Raw genomic sequence first — 25,146 nt, 5'->3', positions numbered from 1 at the left:
ATCTGAATAAAGCTCAATTACAAAGGGTGAGCCGCCTCATATATGTCGGATACCCGACATTGTTCACATAAAAGGCTCGATGCTTACACGCTCTTTTCTGGCTGCTCTTTGCTGTCTTCTCTTTTCTCTTTGCTCTTTGCTCTTCCGTCTTGACTAGCAGGAGCCTGCGGCTTATCTCATTGCCGCGTTAGCACTCGCTTCGGCTGAGTGCTAGGCATGCTCCGGCAACGGAGCACCGTTCAACATCCGCACCAAGGAAATCCAAAAATGGCAAAGTCGAATTTCCGGCCGCTGCATGACCGCGTGGTCGTACGCCGGGTCGAATCCGAATCCAAGACCGCCGGCGGGATCATCATCCCGGATACGGCGAAGGAAAAGCCGCAGGAAGGGGAGATCATCGCCGTCGGTTCAGGTGCTCGCGACGAAGCCGGCAAGCTGGTCCCGCTGGACGTCAAGGCCGGCGACCGCATCCTGTTCGGCAAGTGGTCGGGCACCGAAGTCAAGCTCAATGGCGAAGACCTTCTGATCATGAAGGAATCCGACATTATGGGCATCATCGGCTGATTATCGGCCTCACCGTCAACTGAATTTCGGGCTTGATCGCAAGCCCCTGCCAGGAGCTAAAAATGGCTGCTAAAGACGTAAAATTCTCCCGCGATGCCCGCGAGCGCATGCTTCACGGCATCAACATCCTCGCCGACGCGGTGAAGGTCACGCTCGGTCCCAAGGGCCGCAACGTCGTCATCGACAAGTCGTTCGGCGCACCGCGCATCACCAAGGACGGCGTCACCGTCGCCAAGGAAATCGAACTTTCCGACAAGTTCGAAAACATGGGCGCGCAGATGATCCGCGAAGTTGCTTCGAAGACCAACGACATCGCCGGTGATGGCACCACGACCGCGACCGTCCTGGCGCAGTCGATCGTCCAGGAAGGTAACAAGGCGGTTGCCGCCGGCATGAACCCGATGGACCTGAAGCGCGGCATCGACCTGGCCGTGACCGAAGTCGTCGCGGCTCTCGGCAACGCTGCCAAGAAGATCAAGACCTCCGAGGAAGTTGCCCAGGTCGGCACGATCGCCGGCAATGGCGACGAGTCGGTCGGCAAGATGATCGCCGAAGCGATGCAGAAGGTCGGCAACGAAGGCGTCATCACGGTTGAAGAAGCCAAGACCGCCGAGACCGAGCTGGAAGTCGTCGAAGGCATGCAGTTCGACCGCGGCTATCTCTCGCCCTACTTCGTCACCAACGCCGACAAGATGGTTGCCGAGCTCGAGGACGTCTACATCCTCCTGCACGAGAAGAAGCTGTCCAACCTCCAGGCCATGCTGCCGGTTCTCGAAGCCGTCGTGCAGACCTCCAAGCCGCTGCTCATCATCTCGGAAGACGTCGAAGGCGAGGCTCTGGCCACGCTGGTCGTCAACAAGCTGCGTGGTGGCCTGAAGATCGCCGCCGTCAAGGCGCCGGGCTTCGGTGATCGCCGCAAGGCCATGCTGGAAGACATCGCCATCCTCACCGGTGGCCAGGTCATCTCGGAAGACCTCGGCATCAAGCTCGAGAATGTCGGCCTCAACATGCTCGGCCGCGCCAAGAAGGTGTCGATCTCCAAGGAGAACACCACCATCGTCGACGGCGCCGGCAAGAAGGACGAGATCCAGGGCCGCGTTGCCCAGATCAAGCAGCAGATCGAAGAGACCACGTCGGACTACGACAAGGAGAAGCTGCAGGAACGTCTGGCGAAGCTCGCCGGCGGCGTTGCGGTGATCCGCGTCGGCGGCGCGACGGAAGTCGAAGTCAAGGAAAAGAAGGACCGCGTCGATGACGCCCTCAACGCGACCCGTGCGGCCGTGGAAGAAGGCATCGTTGCAGGCGGCGGCGTCGCTCTCCTGCGCGCTTCGGCCAACATCAAGGTTGCCGGCGTCAATGCCGACCAGGCTGCCGGCATCAACATCGTTCGTCGTGCACTGCAGGCTCCGGCCCGTCAGATCGCTTCGAACGCAGGTGCTGAAGCTTCGATCGTCGCCGGCAAGATCCTCGACAACAAGGGCGCGACCTACGGCTACAACGCCCAGACCGGCGAGTATGGCGACATGATCGCCATGGGCATCGTCGACCCGGTCAAGGTCGTTCGCACCGCTCTCCAGGACGCGGCTTCGGTCGCCGGCCTGCTCGTCACCACCGAAGCCATGATCGCGGAGGCTCCCAAGAAGGAGTCGGCTGGCGGCGGCATGCCTGGCGGCATGGGCGGCGGCGGCATGGGCGGCATGGGCGGGATGGGCGGTATGGATTTTTAATCCAGCCCCTATCAACTCACAGCGGACAGGGCGGCAGCAATGCCGCCCTGTCCTTGTGTGCCGAACATGATCGACACCTTGTAGGTGCAGTCCCCGAGGATCTCTTTCGAACTTACGCACCAACGCAACAGGAGGAAAAACGCTCGGCCGATTTGGAGTTGAAGGATTTCGCTCAGCAGCGGAACAGTTGGGTAGGAACCAGGACAAAAGGTGGCCTCGACCTACAAATTTGCTGGCCTTCAGCGGTATGGATGTCTCTGAGGCGTCATCTGAGCAGGACGAGAAACGCGGCTGAGGCGATCCCTGCCGACGCCATGCTCGACCACGCGGCCCTTTCAGGCCAATAGCGGGCATGCAGCGTCAGCCATAGCAGCGCCAGCCCAGTCTCATAGATCTTGCCCTCGCGATAGTCGAGTCAAGATTTTGGCGCGCACGCCGCCGCAAATCCTGCGGCCGAGTGCCTATTGTGACGCAACCCAGCACCACGGGATAGGCGGCTCGTTCTATGGGGCAATAGATACTCCCTGTTTTAGCTTCCGCGTTGTGTGCTTGCCCTCACCGGGGGGTATACATCAGGCCCTGTTTGTCGAGAAAGCATCGAATGCGGCAGCGACAGCGCGAATCCCAAAGCGATGCTCCCGCCGTACGCGGACAAAACGGTTTTCGAAGTCCACTATTCCGTCCTTGGCCAGCATCGCCAAACGCTCATCTGAACCGCGAAGACGGATCGGATCAGATCCGTGGGCGACACAGATTGCCGGCACGTCAGCCTCGAAATCGCACATTAGCCGCTCGATGATTGCGGCTCGCACGCGGTCGTCGTCTGTGAGGCGATGGCCCTTCGAAGTCGCCAGTCTGCCAGATGCGATGCGCTGGATGTAGGAATCCCGCGTAACTTCGTTTTGGACGTACCCTTCGCCCATGCGGCCGATAGCGGACGCGCCGAAACCGATCAGGGTTCTGCAGGTGTCGGCCGAGTAGCCCAACGAGTTACGCCGCAGGCGACCGGTTTCCTGTGCCAGCGCGAGCTCGTCGTGCGGCAAGGCGAAATGGTCGAGCCCGATCTCTCGGTAGCCGGCGGCAATCAGCGTTACCGCGACAGCCGCATACTGTTCAGCGCGGGCAGCGCTGTCGGGAAGAAATTCCGCCTCGATGAGGCGCTGATTCCTTATTTGTGATGGGATGTGCGAGTAGCCGAACAAGGCAAGCCGGTCGGGGCGCATGGCGACCGCCGCCCTCGCCGTCTCGACGCACGACTCCACCGTTTGACGCGGCAGGCCGTAGATGAGGTCGAAGTTGATCCGGTTTACTCCATGCCGGCGCAGCATTTCCACGGCAGCCGATGTCTGGGCCTCGCTCTGGATTCGGTTGACCGCTTTTTGAACAATGGGATCGAAGCTCTGTACGCCCAGGCTCGCGCGGTTCACGCCGGCCGCTCCCAAGGCTTCCGCCATCTCGGGCGTGAGCGTGCGTGGATCGATCTCGATGGCGACCGTAGCTGTTTTCGAGATGGCGAAGCGGCGTCGCAGGAACTCCATCAAAGCGAGGAACTCGGCGGGTCCGATGAGAGACGGCGTTCCGCCGCCGAAATGTATGTCGCTCACGGGCAGCGTCTGCGGCACTCGCTCCGAAACCAGACGGATCTCGTCACGCAGCGCCGCCAGATAGTTGAGGATGGGCGCATCATGGCGGGTGATGGTTGTGGGGAAGCCGCAATACCAGCACGCTGATCGGCAGAACGGAACGTGCAGATAGAGTGACACCGGATCATCAGCCGGCAAGTTCCCGAGCCATTCCTGATAAGCCTCGGCCCCGACCGCCGCAGAGAACTCCGACACAGTGGGATAGATAGTGTACCAAGGCAGCCGGGCCTCTCGATATTTCGTGGTCTGCAAAGGCACAATCCCATACTGATAACAACCAACCCTACCCACCGCGCCCGCCTGGGTCCTTGCGCTATGTCAGTCCGTTCCGTTTGGGCTCGAATCTAGATCTTTTTAGCAATGGGCGCCGTTCAGTCTTAGGCTGGACAGCGATGGTCTGAGCACCTGGTCACCAACTGATGATGGTGATCCGTCAGACCCTCACACGCCCCTTTTGTTCGACTATCCCATCCCTTCCCTTCACCTGCGCCTCGGAGATTCTGCTGAGCGCAGCTGCCGCAATGGGCGAGACATACGGGCTTGGGACCAGATTTTGCTCGCCAGATAGTGCCGGTCCCCTTAGTGAACTCTGCCATGTCGATGAGCTCGTCGTTTGAATTGCTGGCAAGATGCATTAGCTGTGGCGCGCCGCTTTCAGGACGAGAACCTGCTCGGCGCGACAGTCCTGTCCGCCGCAATGGCAAGGCAGGCGCCCTACTGGCTTTGGTGCAAGGCTGCAGCGCGTAGTTGTTGACCATCAGCTCGCCAAAATGAGGGCGTGGTGCCGAGCGGTGCCGCCGCATGATGCCTCATCGTCGGGCTCACCACAAACAATGCTGTCCCATGAACGAAACTGTCGCGAAGCGAACAGTCGAACTGTAGCCGAAACGTTTGCCGTTCGTGCTTGGGTGGATCCGCAAGGCAAAAAACAGGAAGTGCGAACCAAGGTCGCCCGCACAATTGAGCTTCAAGCCGCAGCTGGTCGTCAGGCTGGCACGTCATTTGCGGTCGGATGCAGGACCCTTTGTGACGCCTACCTCTACCAGCTGAGTTGACTGTGATGATTGTACAAAATTTTGCATACCTCCATTTCGGCCGCAATTATCTTATCGGCAGCTAAAACCAAATATTCGACAACAATGACCAGATTACATTCTTGGCCTTCCTTCAGGGCTTAGCTGACGGCGCAGCAAAACTGCGCGCGTTTCAAAGTTGTTCACAGAACCACTCTCGTCCATCACTTTATTATAAAGCGGAGATCGACAATGACCATTAGGAGCCTCCTCCTCGGCTCAACTGCGGCACTGATTGCCGTTTCCAACGCTCGCGCCGTCACCACCGCCGCCGAGCCTGACCCGACTGAGTACGTCAAGATCTGCAACGTCTACGGCTCGGGCTACGTCTACATTTCAGGCACCGAGACCTGCCTGCGAATCGGCGGCTCTGTCCGTTACAACGTCGGATTGTTTGACCACTCAAGAACCTCGGATGTGAGGACTGGTGAGCATCAGAGCGCGTGGCAAAACAACACACGCTTCACATTAAAAACCTGGACCGGCCAGGAGACCGAACGCGGGACGTTGAAGACCTACACCGAAACCCGCGTGAACTTCGGCAGCCACCAGACATCGGTTTCGGACAGTTCTCGGTCCTATGCCTTGAACGGAGGCAGCAGCCTGACTGTCGCCTGGATTCAGCTTGGTGGCCTGCGAGTTGGTAAGGACCGGTCGGCTTTCGACATGTTTATTGGCTGCGCGGGTGATGTACTGAACCAGACGCCGGCTCCGTACGGCGCTTTCGATACCAATGTGGTTCAGTACTACTTGGACGCAGGGAACGGCTTTTCGGCCGTGGTTTCGCTGGAACAAGGCTCGGACGTGGTCGGCACAATCGACAGCTACGCTCCCCACATGGTAGGCGGCTTGAAATACGCACATGGCTGGGGAGCGATCACCGGCGTTGCAGCTTATGATAGCAACTACGAATCGGTGGCCGCCAAGGTCCGTGTCGACATCAATGTCACCAACGAACTGTTGCTATCCGGAATGTTCGGCTACGCTTCCCATGGCCAGCTCAACTACGGCTCGACGAATTCGGTAGACGCTCATGGTCGCGGTTTCTATAAACCTTGGGGCGGGAACTGGGCTTTCTGGGCTGGCGCCGCTTACGAGCTCACCGAGTCAGCTTCGTTCAACCTTCAGCTCTCGGGTGATCAGCTCAAGAACTATGGTGTCGCTGCGAACGTCGCCTATGCGTTCCTTCCAGATTTCACAGTTACGGCTGAACTCGACTATGGCCGCTTCGGAGGCTCCGCCGTCGGAAAGGTGAAAGCTTCCGAAGTGAACTGGACCAATGCCAACAAGAAGAGCAGTGTCGGCGGTATCCTGCGTTTCGAACGCTCATTCTAATGCGATGACGCGTTGAGCTCCGAGGTCCAGTTGATGCGCGGACATTCGCCCTACATCCCGTTGATTGTGGATGCACGGCTCGGACGGCCGTCGTACGCGGCGACCGTCATGGAGCTCGGGTTTGACGCCGTGCTCCACGGCGGTCCCGAGGGCGGCCGATCCGGTCGGCATGGCGCGTGCGTTCGGCAAAGCGGTCGATGCCGGTGGTGACGCTTTCAGCTCGGGAATGCTCGACCGCGCTACCCATCGACGATCGGCAGGGCCGTCTTCTCATGAAGTCGTGGACGTGCCGGCTCGATTGACCGGCTGGTGCCGCTCGGCGTGAGTCTGGTGCAGCTCCGGATAAAGGATATGGACGAGAAAGGACTGCAGACGGAAATCCGCCGCGCGAACGACGCCTGCGCGGTCCATGGTTGCCAAGTGAGTCAACGACAATTGGCGCACGGCAATCGAGGAAGGCTGCGACTTCGTCCATCTTGGTCAAAAGATTCGGCTGCCGCCGATGCTGACGATGAAATACGTCGGATTGAAGCTCGGCCTGTCGATCCACGATCACACCGAACTGGAAACGGCGCCAGTGGCCGAACCGGAGTATGTGGCGCTCGGCCCATCGCGCCGATCCCATTGGTCTCGATCGGCGGCCTCAACCTGACCGTCTCGAAGGCGTTTTTCGAGGCTGGCGCGGAAAGCGCAGCCGTGGTCACCAACTTTGCGCTGAACGACGCCCCAGAAGCGCGCACGCGAGAAGGATCGAAAGACAGAGCAATGGCGCCGAGGCGAGGACCGCATGTGCTCGTTGCTGTCGGGTCAGGCTCCAGCGGTGGGGCTGGAATTGCCCGTGAGATCGAGACGATCGCTTCCATAAGCGTGCGCACCTGCCTTGCTGTCAGCGCGCTGACGGTGCAAACCCATGAACACGCCAGGAAATCCAAGTTACGCAACCCGGTCTGGTGGCGGATCAGATGCGCGCTACGCTTCAGCCTAACAGAGTGGCCGCCACCAAGATCGGCATGCTCGCAACGGCTGAGATCGATCGTCGCTGCGGTTGCCGCTGTGCTGCGCGAATATCCCCGCATACCGACAATCCGGATCCGGTGCTGGCCTCCACGTCAGGCCGAGCGGTGCTTGAAGCAAGCGCCATCCCGCATCATGAAGTAGCATCTGATGCCGCTTTGCCGTGTCACCCAATGTCATTGAACTGGCGCTTCTTGCCGGCTCAGTGCTACTGGTGAATGAGGCCGGCGCACTTCAACAAGGACCACAAGCCACCCCGTCTGCTGGACTCCTCCAAATTCGAAAGACGGATGGTTACTATCCAGACAATTGATTTTATCAATGTGCGACAATACCGCATAGCCGCGCCGGCGGAATGATCACCGGTAGCAAGACGAGCTGTTTTCGGTGGCCTGTAGGACGCGCACCGCGAACGAGGTACAAGCCAGCCCGTCTGCGGCCATGTTCGGATCGGCCGCATCGGTGCGCCGAATGAGATTGCCGGCGGAACGTTCTATTCGTGCAGCCGTGACGGCAGTCATCTCACCGGCGCCATCCTGCCGATGGATGGCCGGCAGTCAGCATGGGCTGACACTGTTCGGAATGAAGCCGCTCGCGCTTCGGACAGTTGAAATGGAGGACATTAGCTTGGAACCGATCAGTCTCAACGAGCTTCTGGCCGGCGTCGGCAAGGAAGTCGGCGTGTCGCCGTGGCGGGTGGTCTCGCAGCGGATGATCGACCAGTTCGCCGAGGCCACCGATGACCGCCAGTTCATCCACTGCGATCCGGAGCGCGCCAAGCGCGAGACGCCGTTCGGCGGCACCATCGCACATGGCTTCCTGTCGCTTTCGCTTTTGTCGGCGATGACTTTCGAGACCATGCGGCCGCTCGAAAACAGCAAGATGGGTGTCAACTATGGCTTCGAATCGCTGCGCTTCCTGGCGCCGGTGAAAACCGGATCTCGCATCCGCACCCGTTTCGTACTGGCCGACGTCAAGGTCAGGCCGTCGGGCTGGGTGCAGACGGCGCTGGGCGTGACGATTGAGATCGAGGGCGCGAAAAAGCCGGCGCTGACCGCGCGCTGGTTGACGCTGACGCTGATCAAGCGCCAGCCGGAGGCGGCGTGAATTGCTCAACGAGCGTCAGCAGAGACGATCTTCACCTGCCGGGGCGATGTAGGCGACCAGTGCGCACCGATCGGCAACGCGGCCACGGGGGTCGGCTAAATAGAGTGGCAGGAATGCCTAAACGGGGCTCCGTCTCGGAAGAGGCGTCGATGTATCGGAAGCGCTTCGGCTTTCGACGCTGCATTCCTTCTTCACGAAGGTTCATGGAGAATTCCCAACCACGGGGTCGAAAGATCGGCTTTTGATCGGAGTGGGCAGATCCTCCCGGACTGAAACTGCCAATAGGGTGTTATCGAGTCAACCGGGTCGAACTTGAGGGTCGCGGGTGTCGCTGATCGGCTGCTCGTCGAGCTCGAGAGCTGCCAGCTAAAGGCAGAACACGGCTATGGCAAGAGCTCCGCAGTTGATGTAGACGCCCAGAGCTGGGAGTACAGACCGACAAGTTCCCGGCGGGCGAACTTGCCATTGGTAGCGCGCCAGACCAGTCGCGAGAAAGCCTCGATGAGGGCCCCCCAGCCGCACGCGGGATCAACTACAGCGGCGTTTGGCGAAAGGCCTTCGAAGGCGAGATCGAGTGTCGAGCTGACTAGATGAACCGGGATGGCATTAAAGCGGAACTGGAAGAGACGCCCTGGCCGAACTAAGCAAGATCAATCCAGCCATCGCTAAAGGTAGGCGAACACGAGACGTTCGGACTCCGTGCGCTGAAATCCTCAAATTGTATCGGCCGGACCGTTGGAGCTATCATCACCCGCTTGGCTTCCAGAGCTACGGAGCGGGTTGATTATCTGAACGTCCTCGAAGTCCTTTTCATTATCGGTCACTACGACACACTCGTTGGCTTCGGCTACAGCGGCAATGATTGTGTCTAGGGCGCTCCGCGAACGGCCTCTGGCTTTGCCGTTGGCCATCAGCCGCGCCCACACGAGGCCAGCTTTCTCGTCGAACGATAGCACGCGGCCAGCGAACAGCGCTTGCGGGCCTTCGGAGCCCTCGAACCAAGTTTCAAGGCTGCTGCGCTTTTTCCCCTTCGGCTTCTCTAGGATGCCTCGGCGAATTTCGGCGACAGTAAGCGAAGCAATGAAGAGGTCTTCGTCCTTCTGCGCGCCCATCCAGGCCAGCAACGAGCCCGAAGGCTCCGGCTTTATGACGTTGCTGATGATATTGGTATCAAGAAGGTAGCGCGTCACAGGTCGATCTTGCGCCCCTCTTCGCGCGGCCGGCTGAGGTCGAGATTGGAGCCAACCAGAGGCGAGCGACGCAACGCGGCGAGAATGCTGCCCGCTTTCGGTGGCTCACCCGCCACGGCTTGCTGTATGGTCCGACGAAGCTGTCGGGCATCCGGCCCGCTCTCCGTTAATTTTCGGGCAAGAGTTCGCAGTAGATCGCGGTCTGCGTCGAACGCCTGGATCTCGAACCGCGCGATGCCGCGCTCAGCCAGGCGAGAGCGATAATTCTCGATGGCTCTCTTCTGTGCAGTGTTGCCCATCGCGTGCCTCCGTTCTCTATCCGGATATATAGCCATGGCTTCTTCGGAGCACAAGGTGCCCCGTCATCGGCCAGCACTGGTTCCTGCGCGACGCGCGTTATTGATAGAATTCCAGCTTGTCGAAGCACTGACTTGGCATCATTGTCGCGAAACGGAGTATTTCGCGTCAGGACAGGAACGCGATCATAGCGCGCCGAAACGGCAACAGCCGAAAAGCTTCGTGTGGTCGCCGGCGCGGCCCGCGAATCGGCTGTGTCTGCGTCGCCGAAGCCCGATCGACGCTTCGTCAATCTGGTCCGGCTGCTGGCACGACAGGCCGCACGGGATTTCGTTCAAGCCGAAACGGATAGCCAGACGCGAGAAGCAGAGCCGCAACTGATCCTCGATCGAGGCGTCTCGGTGATTGTCAGTTGAGTAACCGCGTCCCGGAGTAAGGGGCCGCCTCATGAAGGTCGCGCTTGGCGCTCGCTTGCTTGCGTGCTGAAAAGCAAGGCTGGACAGTCGTCGACAGCAATACCCACCGCGCGATCTGCGGCGGGTCGCTGTTGCGTCCCGGCCTTCAGGAGCTGATCAGCGATGCGATGCAGGGCAAATTCCTGATCGTGCTCGCAGAGGCGATGGATCGCCTGACCATGACCGCTGCAAACCGGGAGCAGGCCAGGCCGGGCAAACGTTGCAACAGATCCTTCAAGGAAATTCATAGACTCTTAGCAACTCCGGCTCGCTGTGAATGGTAGGCTTATTGCAACGTCTGAGGTCAGTGGTTCCAAACCGTGGCCCCGCTTGTCTTCGACTGGCCGAACTGCTTGCAATTTCGGCTAAAGGCAAAAGAACGCCCTTTGTTGTTCGACAGGGCGATATCGGCAGTCGCCACAGCCACCGAGATTTGTCCGGTCGTTGGACAACCTTCAAAAGCTGCGACTTCTGTGGAGGACGCGAATGAGAAATTCGGTAGGACTTGGTCCTGAGCCATGATGACACTGGTTAGTCGCCTACGCATGGCAGCGCATCCTGACCGCCTTCGAATCCTGGGCCTTTGTGCGCATGCGGACCTAACTGTCTGCGAGCTAGCGGAGATTCTGAGCGTGTGTCGAGAGCGGGTTGCGCGACACGTCCGGCTGCTCGCCAGAGCCGACTTTCTTTGCTGCAACGAACAGCCTCCGTGGCGCTCGTACCATCTCAACGCAGGATCCAACGACGGCGGGCTGGTTCAATTATTGGTCGATCTCCTGCCCCATCGCGACGGCTATCATAAACAGGACCTGCAGCGGCTCGAAGCGGTACGAGACACGCGGCCGAAAGGGACCGCGTGCTTGATCGTGAAATAGGTCAATCCAATTGGAGCGCGAAGCTACGATGGACAACTCCGCAGACGGCGCGATCGCACAGCCGGACACCCACGGGCGGTCTTCCTTGGCCGCGGTTGATTGCCGCGTCCACGAGCTGCTTCTGAGACAGGAGCGGCAGGAGCGGACGACCTTCAAGCTCATCGCCTCAGAGAACTTTGCGTCCTCGGCCGTGCTGGAAGCGAACGGCTCGATTTTCACGAACAAGTACGCCGAGGGGTACCCCGGTGCGCGCTACTACGCTGGAAACGAGATCGTTGATGAGCTTGAGAAGCTAGCCATTGAGCGCTTGAAAACACTATTTGGCAGCGAGCATGCCAACGTCCAGCCTTATTCCGGCTCGCCGGCCAACCAGGCTGTCTATCGTGCGCTTTTGAGTCCCGGTGACAAAGTCATGGGCTTGCCCCTTCCGGAAGGGGGCCATCTGACTCATGGTTGGGCCATCAACTTTTCCGGTACTGACTATCAACGCGTCCCCTATGGGTTGGATGAAACGACACAGCAGATTGACTATGACCGCTTGCGCGAGACAGCCAAGCGGGAACGGCCGCGGCTCATCTGGGTCGGCGGAACTGCTTACCCGCGTGTCTTTGACTACGCGGCAATGGCAGAAATTGCCCTGGAAGCGAACTCCTATCTCGTAGCCGACATTGCGCACATCAGCGGCCTGATTGCCGCGGGAGCGCACCCGAATCCCGTGGGCCATTGCGACGTGGTCAGCAGCACGTCCCATAAGTCGATCCGCGGTCCCCGCGGTGGCTTCATTTTGTCAAGGAACGAAGATCGCTATCAGGCCCTGTATCATACAAAGAGCAAATACAATCTCGCCAGACGAATAGACCGGGCGGTCTTCCCTCACCTGCAAGGCGGGCCTCACATGAATGCCATCGCTGCGCTAGCGGTTGCCTTGCACGAAGCCGCGAACCCGTCCTTCCGAAGCTACGGCCAACAGACGGTCAAGAATGCCAAGGCTCTGGCAGTTGCACTGCTTGAGCGAGGTTATGACCTGGTTACCGGGGGGACGGACAATCACATGCTGATCCTTGATCTTCGCAATCGGCCACTATCGGGCAAGGCCTATGCCGAGCGACTAGCAAAGGCAGGAATCATCACCAACTTTAATATGGTGCCGGGCGACCCGCGGGATCCGGCGGTCACAAGCGGAATTCGCCTGGGGGCGCCAGCAGTGACGTCAATGGGCATGCGCGATGTGGAAATGGAGCAAATTGCTGGCTTCGTTGACTCCGTCCTCCAGCGGCCAGACGACGAAGATCTCCATGCCGGTGTGCGAAGAGACGTTGCCGACTTGTGCACTGCGTTCGAGGTCCCGGGCATCTCCGACAAGTAAGGTGGGCCAAGCAAAATGCCCATACCACATACAACATCCGAAGCGAGGTATTCATGGCTAGGCAGTTCGTGTTCTCTTCCGAATCGGTTGGCGCGGGGCACCCGGATAAGTTGGCTGACAACATCTCGGATGCCATCCTCGATGCCATCCTCCGCACAGATCCCAAGGCGCGCGTCGCCTGTGAAGCGTTGGTAAAATCAGGGATAGTCGTTCTGGCTGGCGAGATTACCAGCGATGCCCAGGTCGATTATAGCCAAGTTGCGCGTGATACGATTCTCGACATTGGGTACGACGACGAGGCCGTCGGCTTTGACGGCCGGCGTTGCTCCGTCGTTCATGCCCTCACCGAGCAGTCGCCCGACATCAGCCAAGGCGTTGACGAGGGAAGAGGGCAAGACCTCCAGCAGGGAGCGGGAGATCAGGGCCTCATGTTCGGCTACGCATGCCGCGAAACCGATACCCTGATGCCTTTGCCGATCCAGCTCGCTCATCGCTTGACGAAACGGCAGGCGTATGTCCGGAAGGCACAACAGCTTGGCTGGTTGCGTCCTGACATGAAATCCCAAGTCTCAGTGCGCTATGAGGGGTTGCGCCCTGTCGCTCTGGATACCATCGTCGTGTCGACGCAACATGACGAGCAGGTCTCGCAAGAGACTGTCCGCGAGGGCGTCATTGAGGAAATCATAAAGCCTGTCCTGCCGACCCACCTGGACACCAAGGATATCAGAATTCTGGTCAATCCGACGGGGCGATTCGTAGTGGGCGGGCCGCGCGGCGACTGCGGTCTCACTGGACGCAAGATCATCGTCGATTCCTATGGCGGGATGGGTCGTCATGGCGGCGGCGCCTTCTCGGGCAAGGACCCGTCCAAGGTTGACCGCTCAGCTGCCTATGCGGCCCGCTATGTCGCAAAGAACATCGTCGCTAGCGGACTTGCAGACGTGTGCGAGGTGCAGCTTGCTTACGCAATCGGCGTGGCCAGTCCGGTTTCCGTCATGGTCAACACGTTCGGGACAGCCAGGGTTGAGGAAAGCAGGATCGAGCGCCTCATTCTTGAGTTGTTCGATCTCAGACCGAAAGGCATTATCAAGATGCTCGATCTCTTACGCCCTATATACCGCAATACAGCGACCTATGGCCATTTCGGCCGTGAAGAGCCTGATTTCACCTGGGAGAAGACAGACAGGGCAGACGAATTGCGTCGCGAGGCAGGACTCGCCGCCCCGTGAGACCGGCGAACGGATGACAAGCGGAAAGCCCATTCCCACCGCGGACCCGCGCCTGGCAGGCGTGACGAGAAGCCGGTTCGGGTTTTTTGGCGGAGACATTGATGCCCGATTATGACGTGCTTTGCATCGGCAATGCCATTGTCGACATCATCGCCCAGTGCGACGACGCTTTTCTCGAGACCAACGGCATCATCAAGGGTGCGATGAACCTCATCGATACCAAGCGCGCCGAGCTGCTCTACAGCCGCATGGGGCCGGCGATCGAGGCCTCCGGCGGCAGCGCCGGCAATACCGCCGCCGGCATCGCCAGCTTCGACGGCCGCGCCGCGTTCTTCGGCAAGGTGTCGAACGATCCGCTCGGCGAAATCTACGCGCATGACATCCATGCCCAGGGCGTTGCCTTCGACACCAGGCCGCTTGAGGGCCAGCCGCCGACAGCGCGATCGATGATCTTCGTCACCCCCGATGGCGAGCGTTCGATGAACACCTATCTCGGCGCCTGCATCGAACTCGGGCCGGAAGACGTCGAGGCCGACAAGGCGTCAGGCGCCAAGGTTACCTATTTCGAGGGCTATTTGTGGGATCCGCCGCGCGCCAAGGAGGCGATCCGGCAGACGGCGAAGCTCGCACACGAGGCCGGACGCGAAGTGTCGATGACTTTGTCGGATTCGTTCTGCGTCGACCGCTACCGGGACGAGTTCCTCGAGCTGATGCGCTCGGGCACTGTCGACATCGTCTTTGCCAACAGCCACGAGATCAAGTCGCTCTACCAGACAAAATCCTTCGACGAGGCGCTGGCTCAGATCCGCAAGGACTGCAAGATTGCCGCCGTCACCCGGTCCGAAAAAGGCTCGGTGATCGTGCGTGGCGAGGAGACCGTCACCATCCAGGCAACGGCGATCCGCGAGCTGGTCGACACCACCGGCGCCGGCGACCTCTACGCCGCCGGTTTCCTCTATGGCTATACGAGCGGGCGCAGCCTGAAGGATTGCGGCGATCTCGGCTCGCTGGCGGCCGGCCTGGTGATCCAGCAGATCGGCCCAAGGCCAAGGCAGAATTTGCGCCGCGAGGCGGAATGGGCTGGGTTGCTGTAGATGCGCGGGCAACTAACCAGCCGCCCTACTGACGCGATAACCGCAGTGGCGGAACTGTGTCAAAGCTCGCTGATAGCGACAGCCATTCGCTTCGGAGAACTGACCCATGCTGCTGCCGTGAAGCTCGCTGGAGGAGCGGTGCAAGGCGTGCTTGCCATGACGGCATTCACCGTCATCCAGATCGTCACCAGCATTTTCCAGAAGCTCAGCTTGGGGAAGGCCAGTAAGGTTCCTGAGGTAACGGAGAACTCGCGGCGTCCGTCGGAGCACTTGACTTGCGATCACGTCCCACGATGCCGAATGCGGGCAGACTGGTTAGCCATTGGTATGGGACCAGCGGAATTGGCAGCAAGACTTCATCTTCGTCAATCTCGACGAGGCGCCTGATGTGAAGCCCGGCATTCCGCGGATATTAGGAAGTGCTCGCCTAGCTGGTATTTCACACATCCGAACCTAGGCATCGCGGTCTGGCTTCCACGATTTTGGGATCGTTGAGGGCAACGAGGAAGGGATTGCGATAAAACGGACCCTGACGGGCGGAAAGGGACTATCCCGCCCTCTCCGATCTCCGTGTCAAAGCTCTTCGGCAGACGCAGAATCGCATCACGGGCCGGGCAGCCTTGGCGGCAGCGACATAGTTTCAGTTCATTTCAACAGGTGCTGGCACCTACTGGGTGTATCTCTTATCCGAACAATCGACAATTACCGCAAGCACGGTCCGCTCGATCGCGTCGCCAGCTATTTTTCGCGATAAGCAGGTTCTTGAGGGCGCCGAAGCCGAAACGCGACAATCCGTCGCCACTGGCTCCGACGCTCGTCAGATTCTCGTCAGCAGGGGGTGTGCCAATTTGGAATTCCAGTTGCTCCATCTGGGGGAAATATTCAACCGAGGCTTGAAATGGATGCATTGAACAACGCCAACTCGCCGCGCCGGAACCTCACATGGCAAACCGGGCTGTTCACGAACCAATCGCTTTTGAACAACCCCTGAGAGACTTGCCACAGGAGCGAGAACAACAAATCGAAGTTGGCCCGTCCCGTCCTGTTGTCTCAGCCGCAGACCAGCGCTTCAACACGGCGGCCCAGCAGCCACATAGGAGTCTTATCGCAATTTCCAACCGCGGTGCGACCGTCAATTCTGATCAGCCCAAGACAGGCGGGCTTTCGGCGGCCCTGGAGTGCGTTGTGGAGCGTTCCGGCGCGGTCTGGGTAGGTTTTTCCGAACATCTTGGCGACGGCAATAAGCAACAGGTGCCCCTCGTGCAGCGTGGCAAAGGTCAAATCGGGTGGCTCGATGGGCCGGCAGCGGACTATCCTCGGTACTATCAAGGTTTCGCAAATTCAATATTGTGGCCGGCGCTCCACTCGCTGCCCGACCGGATCTCAGGCTCGGAAGTGGATTATAAAAGTTATCGCGACGTCAATGCCTTCATGGCGCGCGCGGTGTCCGAATTGTGAAATAACGCAGTCTACTGGGTTCATGACTATCATTTCCTGCCGCTCGGCGCTGATTTGCACAAACTCGGCATTGACAGGCCGATCGGCCATTTCCTGCATACGCCGTGGCCGGAGTCTGACATGATGGAGCGCGTGCCCAATTCTGGCGAGCTAATGAAATGTATGCTCGAGTATGATCTGCTCGGTTTCCAGACCGACCGTGATGTGAGCAATTTCCTCGCCTGTGTCCAATCTCATTTGGGTCTGGAGAGCAAGGACGGGGTCGTTTTCTCGGACCATGGCCAGACGCAATGCCAATAGTTTCCTATAGGTATCGATCCGAAGCAATTCGAACAGTGTGCCGCAGGTTCGCTTGAGGCGCAGAAAGCCTACATTTCGCAGTTGAAACTTGGTAGAGCAAAGCTACTTATCGGCGTCGATCGGCTCGACCACACCAAGGGCATCGACAATCGGATTAAAGCTTTCGATCTGCTGGCAGTCGAGCCGCAACGTGTCTCGCTCTTGCAAATCGCAACTCCCTCACGTGCCGACATCCAAGCGTACAGCGAATATCGGCGCGACGTCGAAAGACTCGTCAATCAAGTCAACAACCGGCATGGCACGGACGAGTAGATGCCGATTATCTATGAGAACAGGTCGTTCACCCAAGCTGAGATCGCGGGTCTTTACAGAGCCGCGCGTGTTTGCGTTGTGACGCCGTTGCGCGATGGCATGAATCTTGTGGCGAAAGAATACATTGCTGCACAAGATCCGAGCGACCCTGGCCTTCTGGTGTTATCGAAGTTTGCCGGCGCGGCCGAAGACTTCGGCGAGGACGCCCTGCTGGTAAATCCGAGGCTACATAGCTACCGCGATCTCAAGAGCGGCCAGCATGCCGCGCGAAGAACGCATCCAACGCTGGCGGAGGATGATGGACAAACTTGAAGCGTATACAATCCACCATTGGTCAGCGGACTTCGTTCGGCAACTGGACAGCAGCCGGGTTACGGTCCCTGCGGATCACTTCCACTATGTTGGCTTGGGCTGGATCAGCGAGGCCCAAATGCCTTCGTATCGGACCGAGCCAGAATTGCACACCGCGCTGACGCGTGCACTGGATAAAAACTGGGTCATGCCGATCGTATGATGCAGAAGATGAAGCACGCGAGCTTTGCCTGCATTTGCGCATCCCTCAATGCCGAGCGCTTGGAGAGAGAGATACTTATACTTACCGCCTGAATGCGGCTTAAGCGGCTTATCGGGACCACAGTCGGGCTTTGCATCAGACCCTTGGGCCAGGCTCCGTAAGTGTGGTCTCTTGCCGCCGAGCGCAGTCATCACGATTGCCTAGTCACCCGTGATGACGACTGGCGTGCCATTTCCCCTCGGACCAGGGTTTGGCGCTCACTCCGAGAAAACGGCTTCTGCCACGCACGCACGGCTTGCGGCCGCATCGTTAAACATCACCACTAATGCGATCTTCTGCATTCTAACGACGTTGTCACCCGCTTGAAGTCTTGTCCGAAATCCTTCATCGGCGACCTGCGAGGGATGTCGCAGCCCGACAGGGATCCATTAGTTGGACAATGGTGGCAGCGGAGCAGCGCCGGCAATGGGCGACTGAATATTTCACAATGTTAGACAAGCGTAAAAGCGCGATCACATAACGACATAAACGTTTCGTTATGCGTCATGACAAGAGAGCGGATTGTTGTGATTGTCTGCGTGTCGTGGTTCTCGCGTGCGGCGCTGCCGCAGCGAAGCTAAGAGGGAAGCCGGTGCGATGCCGGCGCTGCCCCCGCAACTGTTAGCGGCGAGCCAACCCCACTCATGTCACTGAGGCGAATACCCTCGGGAAGGCGGGTAGAGGCTAGGACCCCGCGAGCCAGGAGACCTGCCACGGCGAACTACGTCCACGGGCGGGGTGTCTCGGTGGCCGCTGCAACCCGGCGTTGGTGCCGGCCTGCTAGCGCCTTCCTTGTCACCGACGCCCCAATCATCGGGGTATGCATGACTGTCTCTCAGCAAATTCCTGTAGCAACGCTCGGCGTGCCGCGCTTCGGTCGTCGGCGAGAACTGAAATTCGCGCTTGAAAGCTACTGGTCCGGAACATCGTCCGCTGGCGACCTTCTCACGACGTATAAGGCGCTCCGTGCCGCTAGCTGGGAAGAGCAGCGCGATCGCGGCGTGTCGAAAATTCCGTCTAACGACTTCTCGCTTTACGACCATGTGCTCGACACCGCAGCCATGGTCGGCGCCATTCCCTCCCGTTACGGCTGGAATAGCGGCGAGGTCCCACTTGACATCTACTTCGCAATGGCGCGCGGCAACCAGGGTCAGACGGAGGATTGTGCACACGCTGGTCACCAGGAGGCGGCCCATGGGCCCGGTGTAACCGCGATGGAAATGACCAAGTGGTTTGACACAAACTACCACTACATTGTGCCGGAACTGGATGATGATCAGACGTTCGCCCTCTCGTCGACGAGACCCGTCGATTACTTCCTCGAGGCCAAAGCTCTCGGCATTCACACACGCCCAGTCATCCTTGGACCCATCACCTTCCTCAAGCTGGCGAAATCGCCTGCCGAAGGGTTCGATCCCATCGCGCTCCTACCGCGGCTGCTGCCCGTTTACGAGCAACTCCTGCAGAGGCTGAAGCTGTCGGGAGCCGACTGGGTGCAGATCGACGAGCCAGCGCTTGTCCTCGATCTGAACTCCAACGAACGAGCTGCGTTCGAGTTCGCCTATGGCCAGCTGTCGAAAGCCGCGCCCGAGCTGAAGATCATGCTGGCTACGTATTTCGGGCCGCTGGGAGACAATCTCGAAACCGCGGTTTCTCTGCCCATGGCCGGGCTGCATATTGATCTCGTGCGCGCTCCCGAGCAGCTGGAAACGGTGGGTCGGCTCGCTCCGAAGGATCTGGTGCTCTCGCTTGGCTTGATCGACGGCCGCAACGTCTGGCGTGCGAACCTGCCCGCCATTCTCGACCGCATCAAACCGATCGTCGCCGGCTGGCCCTTGGACCGCGTCGAGATCGCGCCTTCTTGCTCGATGCTGCATGTGCCGATCGACCTGCGCATGGAGACGGAACTCGAGGCGGACATCACGTCGTGGCTCGCCTTCGCGGCCCAGAAGACCGACGAGCTGGTGTTGCTGGCCCGGGCCCTGTCCCAAGGCAGAGATGCGGTGGCTGGCGCGTTGAAAGCGTCTGCCGAGGCTGCCGCCACGCGCGTGACATCCACGAGGATCCATGACCCGCTTGTTCAGGGGCGGATCGCTAGCATTGAGGACAGCGCGAAGCGACGAGAGAGCGCTTTTGGCGAGCGCTCCAGAGTCCAAGCCGGCTTACTCGGGCTGCCGCCGTTCCCGACGACGACCATCGGGTCCTTCCCGCAGACGCCGCAGGTACGCAAGGCGCGGGCCGCTCATGCGAAAGGCCAGCTGAGCTATGTCGACTACGAGACGTTCCTGAAGAAGGAGATCGAGGCTGCAATTCGCTGGCAGGAAGAGATCGGGCTGGACGTGCTGGTGCACGGTGAGTTCGAGCGAAATGACATGGTACAGCATTTCGGCGAGCAGTTGTCCGGCTTCGCGCTCACCCAGCATGCCTGGGTACAAAGCTATGGGTCGCGCTACGTGCGTCCCCCCATCATATTCGGCGACGTATCGAGGCGCAATCCGATGACAGTGCGCTGGTGGCAATTCGCCCAGTCGCTTACGGAAAAGCCCGTGAAGGGAATGCTCACAGGCCCAGTCACCATTCTCAACTGGTCTTTTGTTCGCGACGACGTACCCCGCTTCGAAGCCTGCCGCCAGATCGCGCTCGCCATCCGCGACGAAGTGACGGATCTCGAAAGGTCCGGCGCAAGGATGGTCCAGATCGATGAGGCCGCGTTTCGCGAAGGATTGCCACTGCGCCAATCTGACTGGAAAGTCTATCTCGACTGGGCTGTCGAATGCTTCCGGATCGCTTCAACGGGTGTAAAGGACGCGACTCAAATTCATACCCCCATGTGCTATTCGGAGTCCAACGAGATCATTCACGCGATCGCTGGAATGGATGCGGATGTCATTTCGATTGAGACGTCGCGCTCGAAGATGGAACTGTTGGACGCCTTCACGAGCTCCAAATATCCGAACGAAATTGGTCCCGGCGTCTATGATATTCACTCACCACGCGTCCCGGAAGTCGGTGAGATTTCGGACTTAGTCATGCTTGCCCGCGAGCGACTGTCCGACGGCCAACTGTGGATAAACCCGGACTGTGGCCTCAGAACACGCAAATGGGAGGAGGTCCGCCCTGCCCTCATTAACATGGTCGCTGCAGCACGCGCGCTCCGGCAGAAAGTGCAGGCGTGAGGCTTCTCTTCCTCACCGTGTGGGGAGTTGCCGGCCGGCGGCCGGCGGCCGGCGGCCGGGAATATGCCAAACCGATCACACTCTTGGAAATAAGCCACTCGGCGAAAATGTGCGATTTGCCTTCGGCACGTGTCCTCATCCCGCAGAAATATGAATGTGACACTACGCTATAGTATTGGCCCTTGGGAACATACAGGCCCCGCGCCTCGAACAAATCGTACACACGTCGTTTCTCCAAGTCGACTGCTTGGCGCGTTCGCTCAGGCGGCGACAATACATGATGCTGCGCGGCTGTCCGCTTCCCCAGTTGATTCGCGCAGACTACGGGCGAAGTGGTATCCCCACGGTGACGGCCGCCTTGCTGAGGTAGGCTGAAGGCTGCAAGTCCTAGTGCAAGCACTAGGAGTAGCCCTATGACGAAGCATCAGATCGAGGTGATCACATCGGTCGGGCGGTCGGCGATGGTCTCGCGAGGAGAAGGAGCGGTTGGTCGCGGCGACGTTTGAGCCTGGAGCCAGTGTTTCGGAGATTGCACGGTCGGCTGGCATCCATGTGAGCCAGCTTTTCCGGTGGCGCAAGGAACTCTGCCAGATCTCCGCGCCGTCCGTGCCGCAGCTCGTTCCCGTGGAAGTCGTCGAGGCGCTGCCAGCGCCGCAACCGCCGGCGACGCCATCGCCGATCTCCCGGTCGCGCAAGAAGAGCAGCATGGTGACGATCGAGCTTGGCGGCGGCCGCCGCCTGCGGGTCGAGAGTGATATCGACAGCGAGGCGCTCGGCCGGATCCTCGATGTTCTGGAGCGGCGATGATCCCGGTCCCGAGCGGTGTGAAGGTGTGGCTCGCCACTGGCTATACGGATATGCGGAAAGGTTTTCCGGGTCTTTCGCTGATGGTGCAGGAGACCTTGAAGCACGATCCGCACAGCGGTCATCTGTTCTGTTTCCGCGGGCGGCAGGGTGGCTTGATCAAGGTGATCTGGCACGACGGCCAAGGTGCTTGCCTGTTCACGAACGATCTGCGTTCATACTACACCCCTTTCATCTTCAGCTGATAGTTTTGCCTGGCCGGCATTTTGCACGCGTGCGGCTGCCCGATCAACGAGACGGTTCCATCGGCTGCATTGCTTTTGCGGCAGATCTGAATCTGGGATTTCGTACAGGAAATAGTGCCCGTTGTAGGCATGGCTGGTGATGAGGCGGTGTTTGGCCCATCTGGTGACGGTGTGCTCGTGGATATTGAGACGCGCGGCCGCTTCCTGATTTGTCAGCATTCCACGTTCCCGCAGGCGGTCATGGCGTGAGCGCAGCTTGTACTGGTGAACGAGATAGGCCACCCGCAAGGCCGTGAACGGGCGTCGTGGCGACCGCGGCGCGCGGCCTCGCCCGGGCGATATCCTTGTTGGTTGAGGAGTCCGGCGATCTCGGAATAGTGCCGTGCAGGCGGCGCAGTGCATCGGCCGTTTGTGACCATATCGGCACGAGCCGTTCCTTGCGACCCTTGCCCCGTAGACGAACCTGCCGTGGTGGCATCAGTTGCAGATCACTCCATAGCAGGCCGGTCACCTCGCTGACCCGTGCGCCGCAATTGTAGAGAAAAAGCAGCAGCGTATAGTCGCGCCAGCCTTGGCGGGTCCGTCGATCGGGGGCCTCGATGATGGCCGAATATCGGGAGCTTCAAGGTAGTGGCCAGGTCGAAGTCGCGCCCGCTTCGATGGCAGCGCCAGCACCTGTGTGTAACGGACCGCATGGTCAAGGTCGTTGCGCAGAAGGTGCTTGAAGAAGCTGCGCAGCGCGGCACGGCGGCAGTTGCGTGTGGCGGCGGAATTGGACCTTGTGGTCTCGAGATGATCCAAAAACGCAGCGATCATATTGGCGTCGAGATCGTTCAGCCTGAGCGCGGCGACCTCGCGGTTCTGACGCTGGGCCGCAAACAACAGCAGCAGCTTGAGCGTATCGCGATAGGCGCGGATCGTGTGCGGGCTCGCGCCGCGCTGACGGGGCAGATAGGTGGTGAAGAAGGATTCGACGAGGGCGAAGAGCGCCTGTGACGCGGCCTGGCTCATTGGGGTTGGCGGGCGCATCGCAGATGCTGTTCGAACCGGGTACTGGCCAACTCCAGCAGTTGTGGTGTCGCCTTCAGGTAGACCTCAGTGCCAAAGAGGTTCTGATGGCCGAGATAGGCTGACAGCAAGGGCAACTTGGCGTGTATATCGACGCCTTCCTGTGCCCACATCGTGAGGCGGTGGACCGCGAAGGCATGACGGAACTCGTAGGGTCGGGCGCCAACCCGTCCTTGTGCGGATTTGATACCTAGGCGACGAAGAATCCGGCGGATAGCATCGGATGCGGAAGGGGTCGTAAGAGGCGAGCCGTTGCCGCGAACGAACAGGGCTTCCGGATTCGCGCAGTGCCGGTCGATGAGTATCTGACGCCGATCGTCGATGTAGCACCGCAACTCTCCGACAAGGTCATCCTGCATGGGCACGATGCGCGTGCGCCGCTTGCTGTCGTGGATCGTCAAAGTGCCGCGTTCGAGATCGACATCGGTCATCTTGAGGCGCGCGGCTTCTCCGAGCCGCAGGCCGGTGCAATAAAGCACAAGAATAAGCCTGCGCAGCATTGAGGCCCATATGAAGTGCCCCCTGATGCGCCGAGGCGACGGCAAGGATTCGGAGGATCTCGTCCTGGCTGAAAATATAGGGAAAGAAGGTCGACTCCTTCACAGCGCCCAGCTATGCTCGGGCACATAGCTGGTAGGATCGCGTCGCCGACGGAAAAGGCAGAGCTGCCGAATGACGCCGAACTCGTTGGCAAGCGTGACGGCCTTGCGGCCGGGGTGCCGCCCACACCAGCGCTGGAGAGCCTCCGCCAGAGGGATGGGGTCTTCTTCGCCCCAATGCTGCCGGACAAAGCGGAGGAAACGGTCGATCTCGAAGGCGCCACGCTTATACGGATGGCCCATGGCGCGTTTGAACCGCAGAAAGCTCTCCGCGTCGCGCTCCAGCTCGGAAAGGGTGACGATGGTGGTCATGCCGGCACCGGCAATGCGACATCACGCAACGTCTCCGTTGCGATCCGCACATAGGCAGAGAGCGACTCTGGATCGCGATGCCCGAGAAGCTCGGATACCACACGCGGCAGCGTGCCGAGATCGATCTGGCGTGCCGCGTGGGAATGGCGCAGAACGTGGCTGCCGAGGAACGTGCCCGAAATCCCGGCGGCCCTGGCATGCTTTGCGATGATGTGGCGTATCGCGCTTGAAGCGGCGAAGGGGCCGAACGGTACCTTCATCTGCACGAACAGATGACGGGTCGGCGTGCCGCTGGGCCGTCCATCGCGCAGATAATGCGCCACCGCCTTGGCCACGGCCGGCAGGAGTGGCAGGGTGAAGGCTGTCCCCGTCTTTGGCCGGACGACCGATAGTGTGCCGGCTTCCCAATCGATGTCGTCGAACCGCAAGCGGATAGCCTCACCCGCTCCAAGGCCGTGAGTGCTCATCATCAACAGGAGCGCGTAATCGCGCAGACCCATTGGTGTCGACCGATCCACCGCCTTCAGCAGCCGCTGCACATTCTCCCAGGCGAGCGCCCGCCGCGGTCGCTCAAGGCGCGGCTGCACCGGCGCGATCACGGCTTCGCTGAGATCGACGGGAATGCGCCCGCTCCAATGCAGAAAAAAACGCAGGAAACAGCGAATACTGCACGCAACATCGCTGACGTGCGACCCGGAATATCGTTGAGCGTAAGAGACAAGAAAAGCGTCGACATCAGTCAAGCCTATCGACAGCCAGCCTTCACCGGCTTGTATCAGGTGACCCTGAAATTTGCCGATGTGCTGCAACTTCTTGTGCACGGTCACCTGCGGGTTGCCCCGATGCCGGAGCAGGTAGTCGGCGTACTCGGCAAGCAAAGGCGTTGCCGGCGGCTTTGCTGGCCGCGGCGACCGCCAATCGGGAGGCGCCAACCCCATGCCATGATAGACTCGGTTGAGCGACTGCAGAGCACTCCGGAAAAGGCCCAGCGACTGCGGATCGAGATTCTGCCGCCGCGCATACCAGCCTATGAAGCGATTTGCGCGTTCGAGGGTGAGCTCTTCGCGCTCGATCAGCCCGTGTTCGGCGCAATAGGAGCGAAACGACCTGATCCTGCGCATGTAGACCAGCGCAGCGCCAGGGCTCAGGCGGCGGTCGGCGCGCCAGACGCGGTAGATATCCTCGGTGGTGGGCGTGGGTCGGTCTGCATGGGGATCCTATCACCTTGGCCGAACCAGCGTAGCTGGCCACGATAATGCGGTCAGGCCCCACTTCGTGTTGGCGACAGCTACCTCGTGATGCCGCCCGAGAATCCGCGTCCCGCATCACTCCGGGCACCCAACGCATGGA

22 protein-coding genes, 4 pseudogenes and 1 riboswitch are annotated in these 25,146 nt (G+C 59.9%); of the genes and pseudogenes, 17 read left to right on the top strand and 9 right to left on the bottom strand.

Translation table 11 applies throughout. The features are described 5' to 3' along the window. The first annotated feature begins 267 nt into the window (after positions 1–267). Positions 268–564 (top strand): co-chaperone GroES, encoded by a 297-nt coding sequence (gene groES / locus AC3CCE_RS02605; RefSeq protein ID WP_019863563.1) that lies wholly within the window; start codon positions 268–270, stop codon positions 562–564. A gap of 62 nt (positions 565–626) precedes the next feature. After that, a complete protein-coding gene (gene groL / locus AC3CCE_RS02600; protein ID WP_352627092.1) occupies positions 627–2,291 on the top strand; it encodes a chaperonin GroEL in 1,665 nt (554 codons plus the stop codon). 572 nt (positions 2,292–2,863) lie between these two features. Here groL and hemN read toward each other — a convergent pair. Further along, positions 2,864–4,186 (bottom strand): oxygen-independent coproporphyrinogen III oxidase, encoded by a 1,323-nt coding sequence (gene hemN / locus AC3CCE_RS02595; protein ID WP_352627090.1) that lies wholly within the window; start codon positions 4,184–4,186, stop codon positions 2,864–2,866. A gap of 1,013 nt (positions 4,187–5,199) precedes the next feature. On the opposite strand from hemN, the gene AC3CCE_RS02590 reads away from it, so the two are divergent. The 5 genes and pseudogenes from AC3CCE_RS02590 (at position 5,200) to AC3CCE_RS02570 (ending at position 8,463) form a co-directional block, all read left to right on the top strand. Continuing rightward, the gene (locus AC3CCE_RS02590; RefSeq protein ID WP_352627088.1) at positions 5,200–6,342 is read left to right on the top strand and encodes a porin; all 1,143 of its coding nucleotides are present in this window, start codon (positions 5,200–5,202) and stop codon (positions 6,340–6,342) included. A gap of 18 nt (positions 6,343–6,360) precedes the next feature. Beyond that, positions 6,361–6,618 (top strand): annotated as a pseudogene (locus AC3CCE_RS02585) (thiazole synthase); the annotation flags it as partial. A 21-nt stretch (positions 6,619–6,639) separates the two neighbouring features. Then, a pseudogene (locus AC3CCE_RS02580) lies at positions 6,640–7,114 on the top strand (thiamine phosphate synthase); the annotation flags it as partial. Positions 7,115–7,304: 190 nt separating this feature from the next. Beyond that, positions 7,305–7,574, top strand: a complete 270-nt coding sequence (locus AC3CCE_RS02575) for a hypothetical protein (RefSeq protein WP_352627086.1) — start codon at positions 7,305–7,307, stop codon at positions 7,572–7,574. A gap of 394 nt (positions 7,575–7,968) precedes the next feature. Then, positions 7,969–8,463: a MaoC family dehydratase gene (locus AC3CCE_RS02570; RefSeq protein WP_352627084.1), complete on the top strand. Its 495-nt coding sequence runs from the start codon at positions 7,969–7,971 to the stop codon at positions 8,461–8,463. A 713-nt stretch (positions 8,464–9,176) separates the two neighbouring features. Here AC3CCE_RS02570 and AC3CCE_RS02565 read toward each other — a convergent pair. Both AC3CCE_RS02565 and AC3CCE_RS02560 read right to left on the bottom strand, forming a co-directional pair. After that, complete coding sequence (locus AC3CCE_RS02565; protein WP_352522156.1) at positions 9,177–9,653, bottom strand: type II toxin-antitoxin system VapC family toxin; 477 nt, start codon at positions 9,651–9,653, stop codon at positions 9,177–9,179. Beyond that, complete coding sequence (locus AC3CCE_RS02560; RefSeq protein ID WP_023671839.1) at positions 9,650–9,952, bottom strand: hypothetical protein; 303 nt, start codon at positions 9,950–9,952, stop codon at positions 9,650–9,652. The genes AC3CCE_RS02565 and AC3CCE_RS02560 overlap by 4 nt, the downstream gene beginning before the upstream one ends. Before the next feature lie 222 nt (positions 9,953–10,174). Here AC3CCE_RS02560 and AC3CCE_RS02555 point away from each other — a divergent pair, with 222 nt between their 5' ends. The 10 genes and pseudogenes from AC3CCE_RS02555 (at position 10,175) to tnpB (ending at position 21,817) form a co-directional block, all read left to right on the top strand. Beyond that, a complete protein-coding gene (locus tag AC3CCE_RS02555; protein ID WP_352627081.1) occupies positions 10,175–10,366 on the top strand; it encodes a hypothetical protein in 192 nt (63 codons plus the stop codon). 59 nt (positions 10,367–10,425) lie between these two features. Next, positions 10,426–10,689 (top strand): recombinase family protein, encoded by a 264-nt coding sequence (locus tag AC3CCE_RS02550; protein ID WP_352627079.1) that lies wholly within the window; start codon positions 10,426–10,428, stop codon positions 10,687–10,689. A 619-nt stretch (positions 10,690–11,308) separates the two neighbouring features. Next, a complete protein-coding gene (locus AC3CCE_RS02545) occupies positions 11,309–12,646 on the top strand; it encodes a serine hydroxymethyltransferase (protein WP_352627076.1) in 1,338 nt (445 codons plus the stop codon). Between the two features lie 53 nt (positions 12,647–12,699). After that, positions 12,700–13,875 carry a methionine adenosyltransferase gene (gene metK / locus AC3CCE_RS02540; protein ID WP_023822894.1) on the top strand — a complete coding sequence of 392 codons (1,176 nt, stop codon included), beginning with the start codon at positions 12,700–12,702 and terminating at the stop codon, positions 13,873–13,875. 101 nt (positions 13,876–13,976) lie between these two features. After that, complete coding sequence (locus tag AC3CCE_RS02535; protein WP_352627073.1) at positions 13,977–14,969, top strand: adenosine kinase; 993 nt, start codon at positions 13,977–13,979, stop codon at positions 14,967–14,969. A gap of 942 nt (positions 14,970–15,911) precedes the next feature. Further along, positions 15,912–16,427 carry a hypothetical protein gene (locus tag AC3CCE_RS02530; RefSeq protein ID WP_352627071.1) on the top strand — a complete coding sequence of 172 codons (516 nt, stop codon included), beginning with the start codon at positions 15,912–15,914 and terminating at the stop codon, positions 16,425–16,427. A 54-nt stretch (positions 16,428–16,481) separates the two neighbouring features. Beyond that, a pseudogene (locus AC3CCE_RS02525) lies at positions 16,482–17,351 on the top strand (alpha,alpha-trehalose-phosphate synthase (UDP-forming)). A 769-nt stretch (positions 17,352–18,120) separates the two neighbouring features. After that, a riboswitch (cobalamin riboswitch) is annotated at positions 18,121–18,322 on the top strand. Between the two features lie 94 nt (positions 18,323–18,416). After that, the gene (gene metE / locus AC3CCE_RS02520; protein WP_352627067.1) at positions 18,417–20,768 is read left to right on the top strand and encodes a 5-methyltetrahydropteroyltriglutamate--homocysteine S-methyltransferase; all 2,352 of its coding nucleotides are present in this window, start codon (positions 18,417–18,419) and stop codon (positions 20,766–20,768) included. Between the two features lie 468 nt (positions 20,769–21,236). Then, positions 21,237–21,575: pseudogene (gene tnpA, locus AC3CCE_RS02515) on the top strand (IS66-like element accessory protein TnpA); the annotation flags it as partial. Continuing rightward, positions 21,572–21,817, top strand: a complete 246-nt coding sequence (tnpB, locus tag AC3CCE_RS02510) for an IS66 family insertion sequence element accessory protein TnpB (protein ID WP_352447907.1) — start codon at positions 21,572–21,574, stop codon at positions 21,815–21,817. The pseudogene tnpA and the gene tnpB, both read left to right, overlap by 4 nt. Here tnpB and AC3CCE_RS02505 read toward each other — a convergent pair. The 6 genes from AC3CCE_RS02505 to AC3CCE_RS02480 all read right to left on the bottom strand — a co-directional run bounded on the left by AC3CCE_RS02505 (position 21,788) and on the right by AC3CCE_RS02480 (position 24,917). Then, positions 21,788–22,099, bottom strand: a complete 312-nt coding sequence (locus tag AC3CCE_RS02505; RefSeq protein WP_352627064.1) for a hypothetical protein — start codon at positions 22,097–22,099, stop codon at positions 21,788–21,790. The genes tnpB and AC3CCE_RS02505 overlap by 30 nt on opposite strands. Next, positions 22,056–22,370: a tyrosine-type recombinase/integrase gene (locus AC3CCE_RS02500; RefSeq protein WP_488377093.1), complete on the bottom strand. Its 315-nt coding sequence runs from the start codon at positions 22,368–22,370 to the stop codon at positions 22,056–22,058. Before AC3CCE_RS02500 ends, AC3CCE_RS02505 begins: the two co-directional genes overlap by 44 nt. Further along, entirely contained in the window at positions 22,325–22,828 is a 504-nt protein-coding gene (locus AC3CCE_RS02495; protein WP_488377082.1) for a site-specific integrase, read from the bottom strand. The genes AC3CCE_RS02500 and AC3CCE_RS02495 overlap by 46 nt, the downstream gene beginning before the upstream one ends. After that, entirely contained in the window at positions 22,825–23,385 is a 561-nt protein-coding gene (locus tag AC3CCE_RS02490; protein WP_352447912.1) for a tyrosine-type recombinase/integrase, read from the bottom strand. Before AC3CCE_RS02490 ends, AC3CCE_RS02495 begins: the two co-directional genes overlap by 4 nt. Before the next feature lie 99 nt (positions 23,386–23,484). Next, positions 23,485–23,796, bottom strand: a complete 312-nt coding sequence (locus tag AC3CCE_RS02485; protein ID WP_352627461.1) for a hypothetical protein — start codon at positions 23,794–23,796, stop codon at positions 23,485–23,487. Continuing rightward, positions 23,793–24,917, bottom strand: coding sequence for a site-specific integrase (locus tag AC3CCE_RS02480; protein WP_352627463.1), 1,125 nt, complete (start codon positions 24,915–24,917; stop codon positions 23,793–23,795). Before AC3CCE_RS02480 ends, AC3CCE_RS02485 begins: the two co-directional genes overlap by 4 nt. Positions 24,918–25,146: the final 229 nt, after the last annotated feature.

It is taken from the genome of Mesorhizobium sp. P160187 (assembly GCF_057766425.1).
The sequence above is the reverse complement of the archived record's forward strand: the minus strand, read 5'-3'. Positions and strand labels throughout refer to the sequence as shown.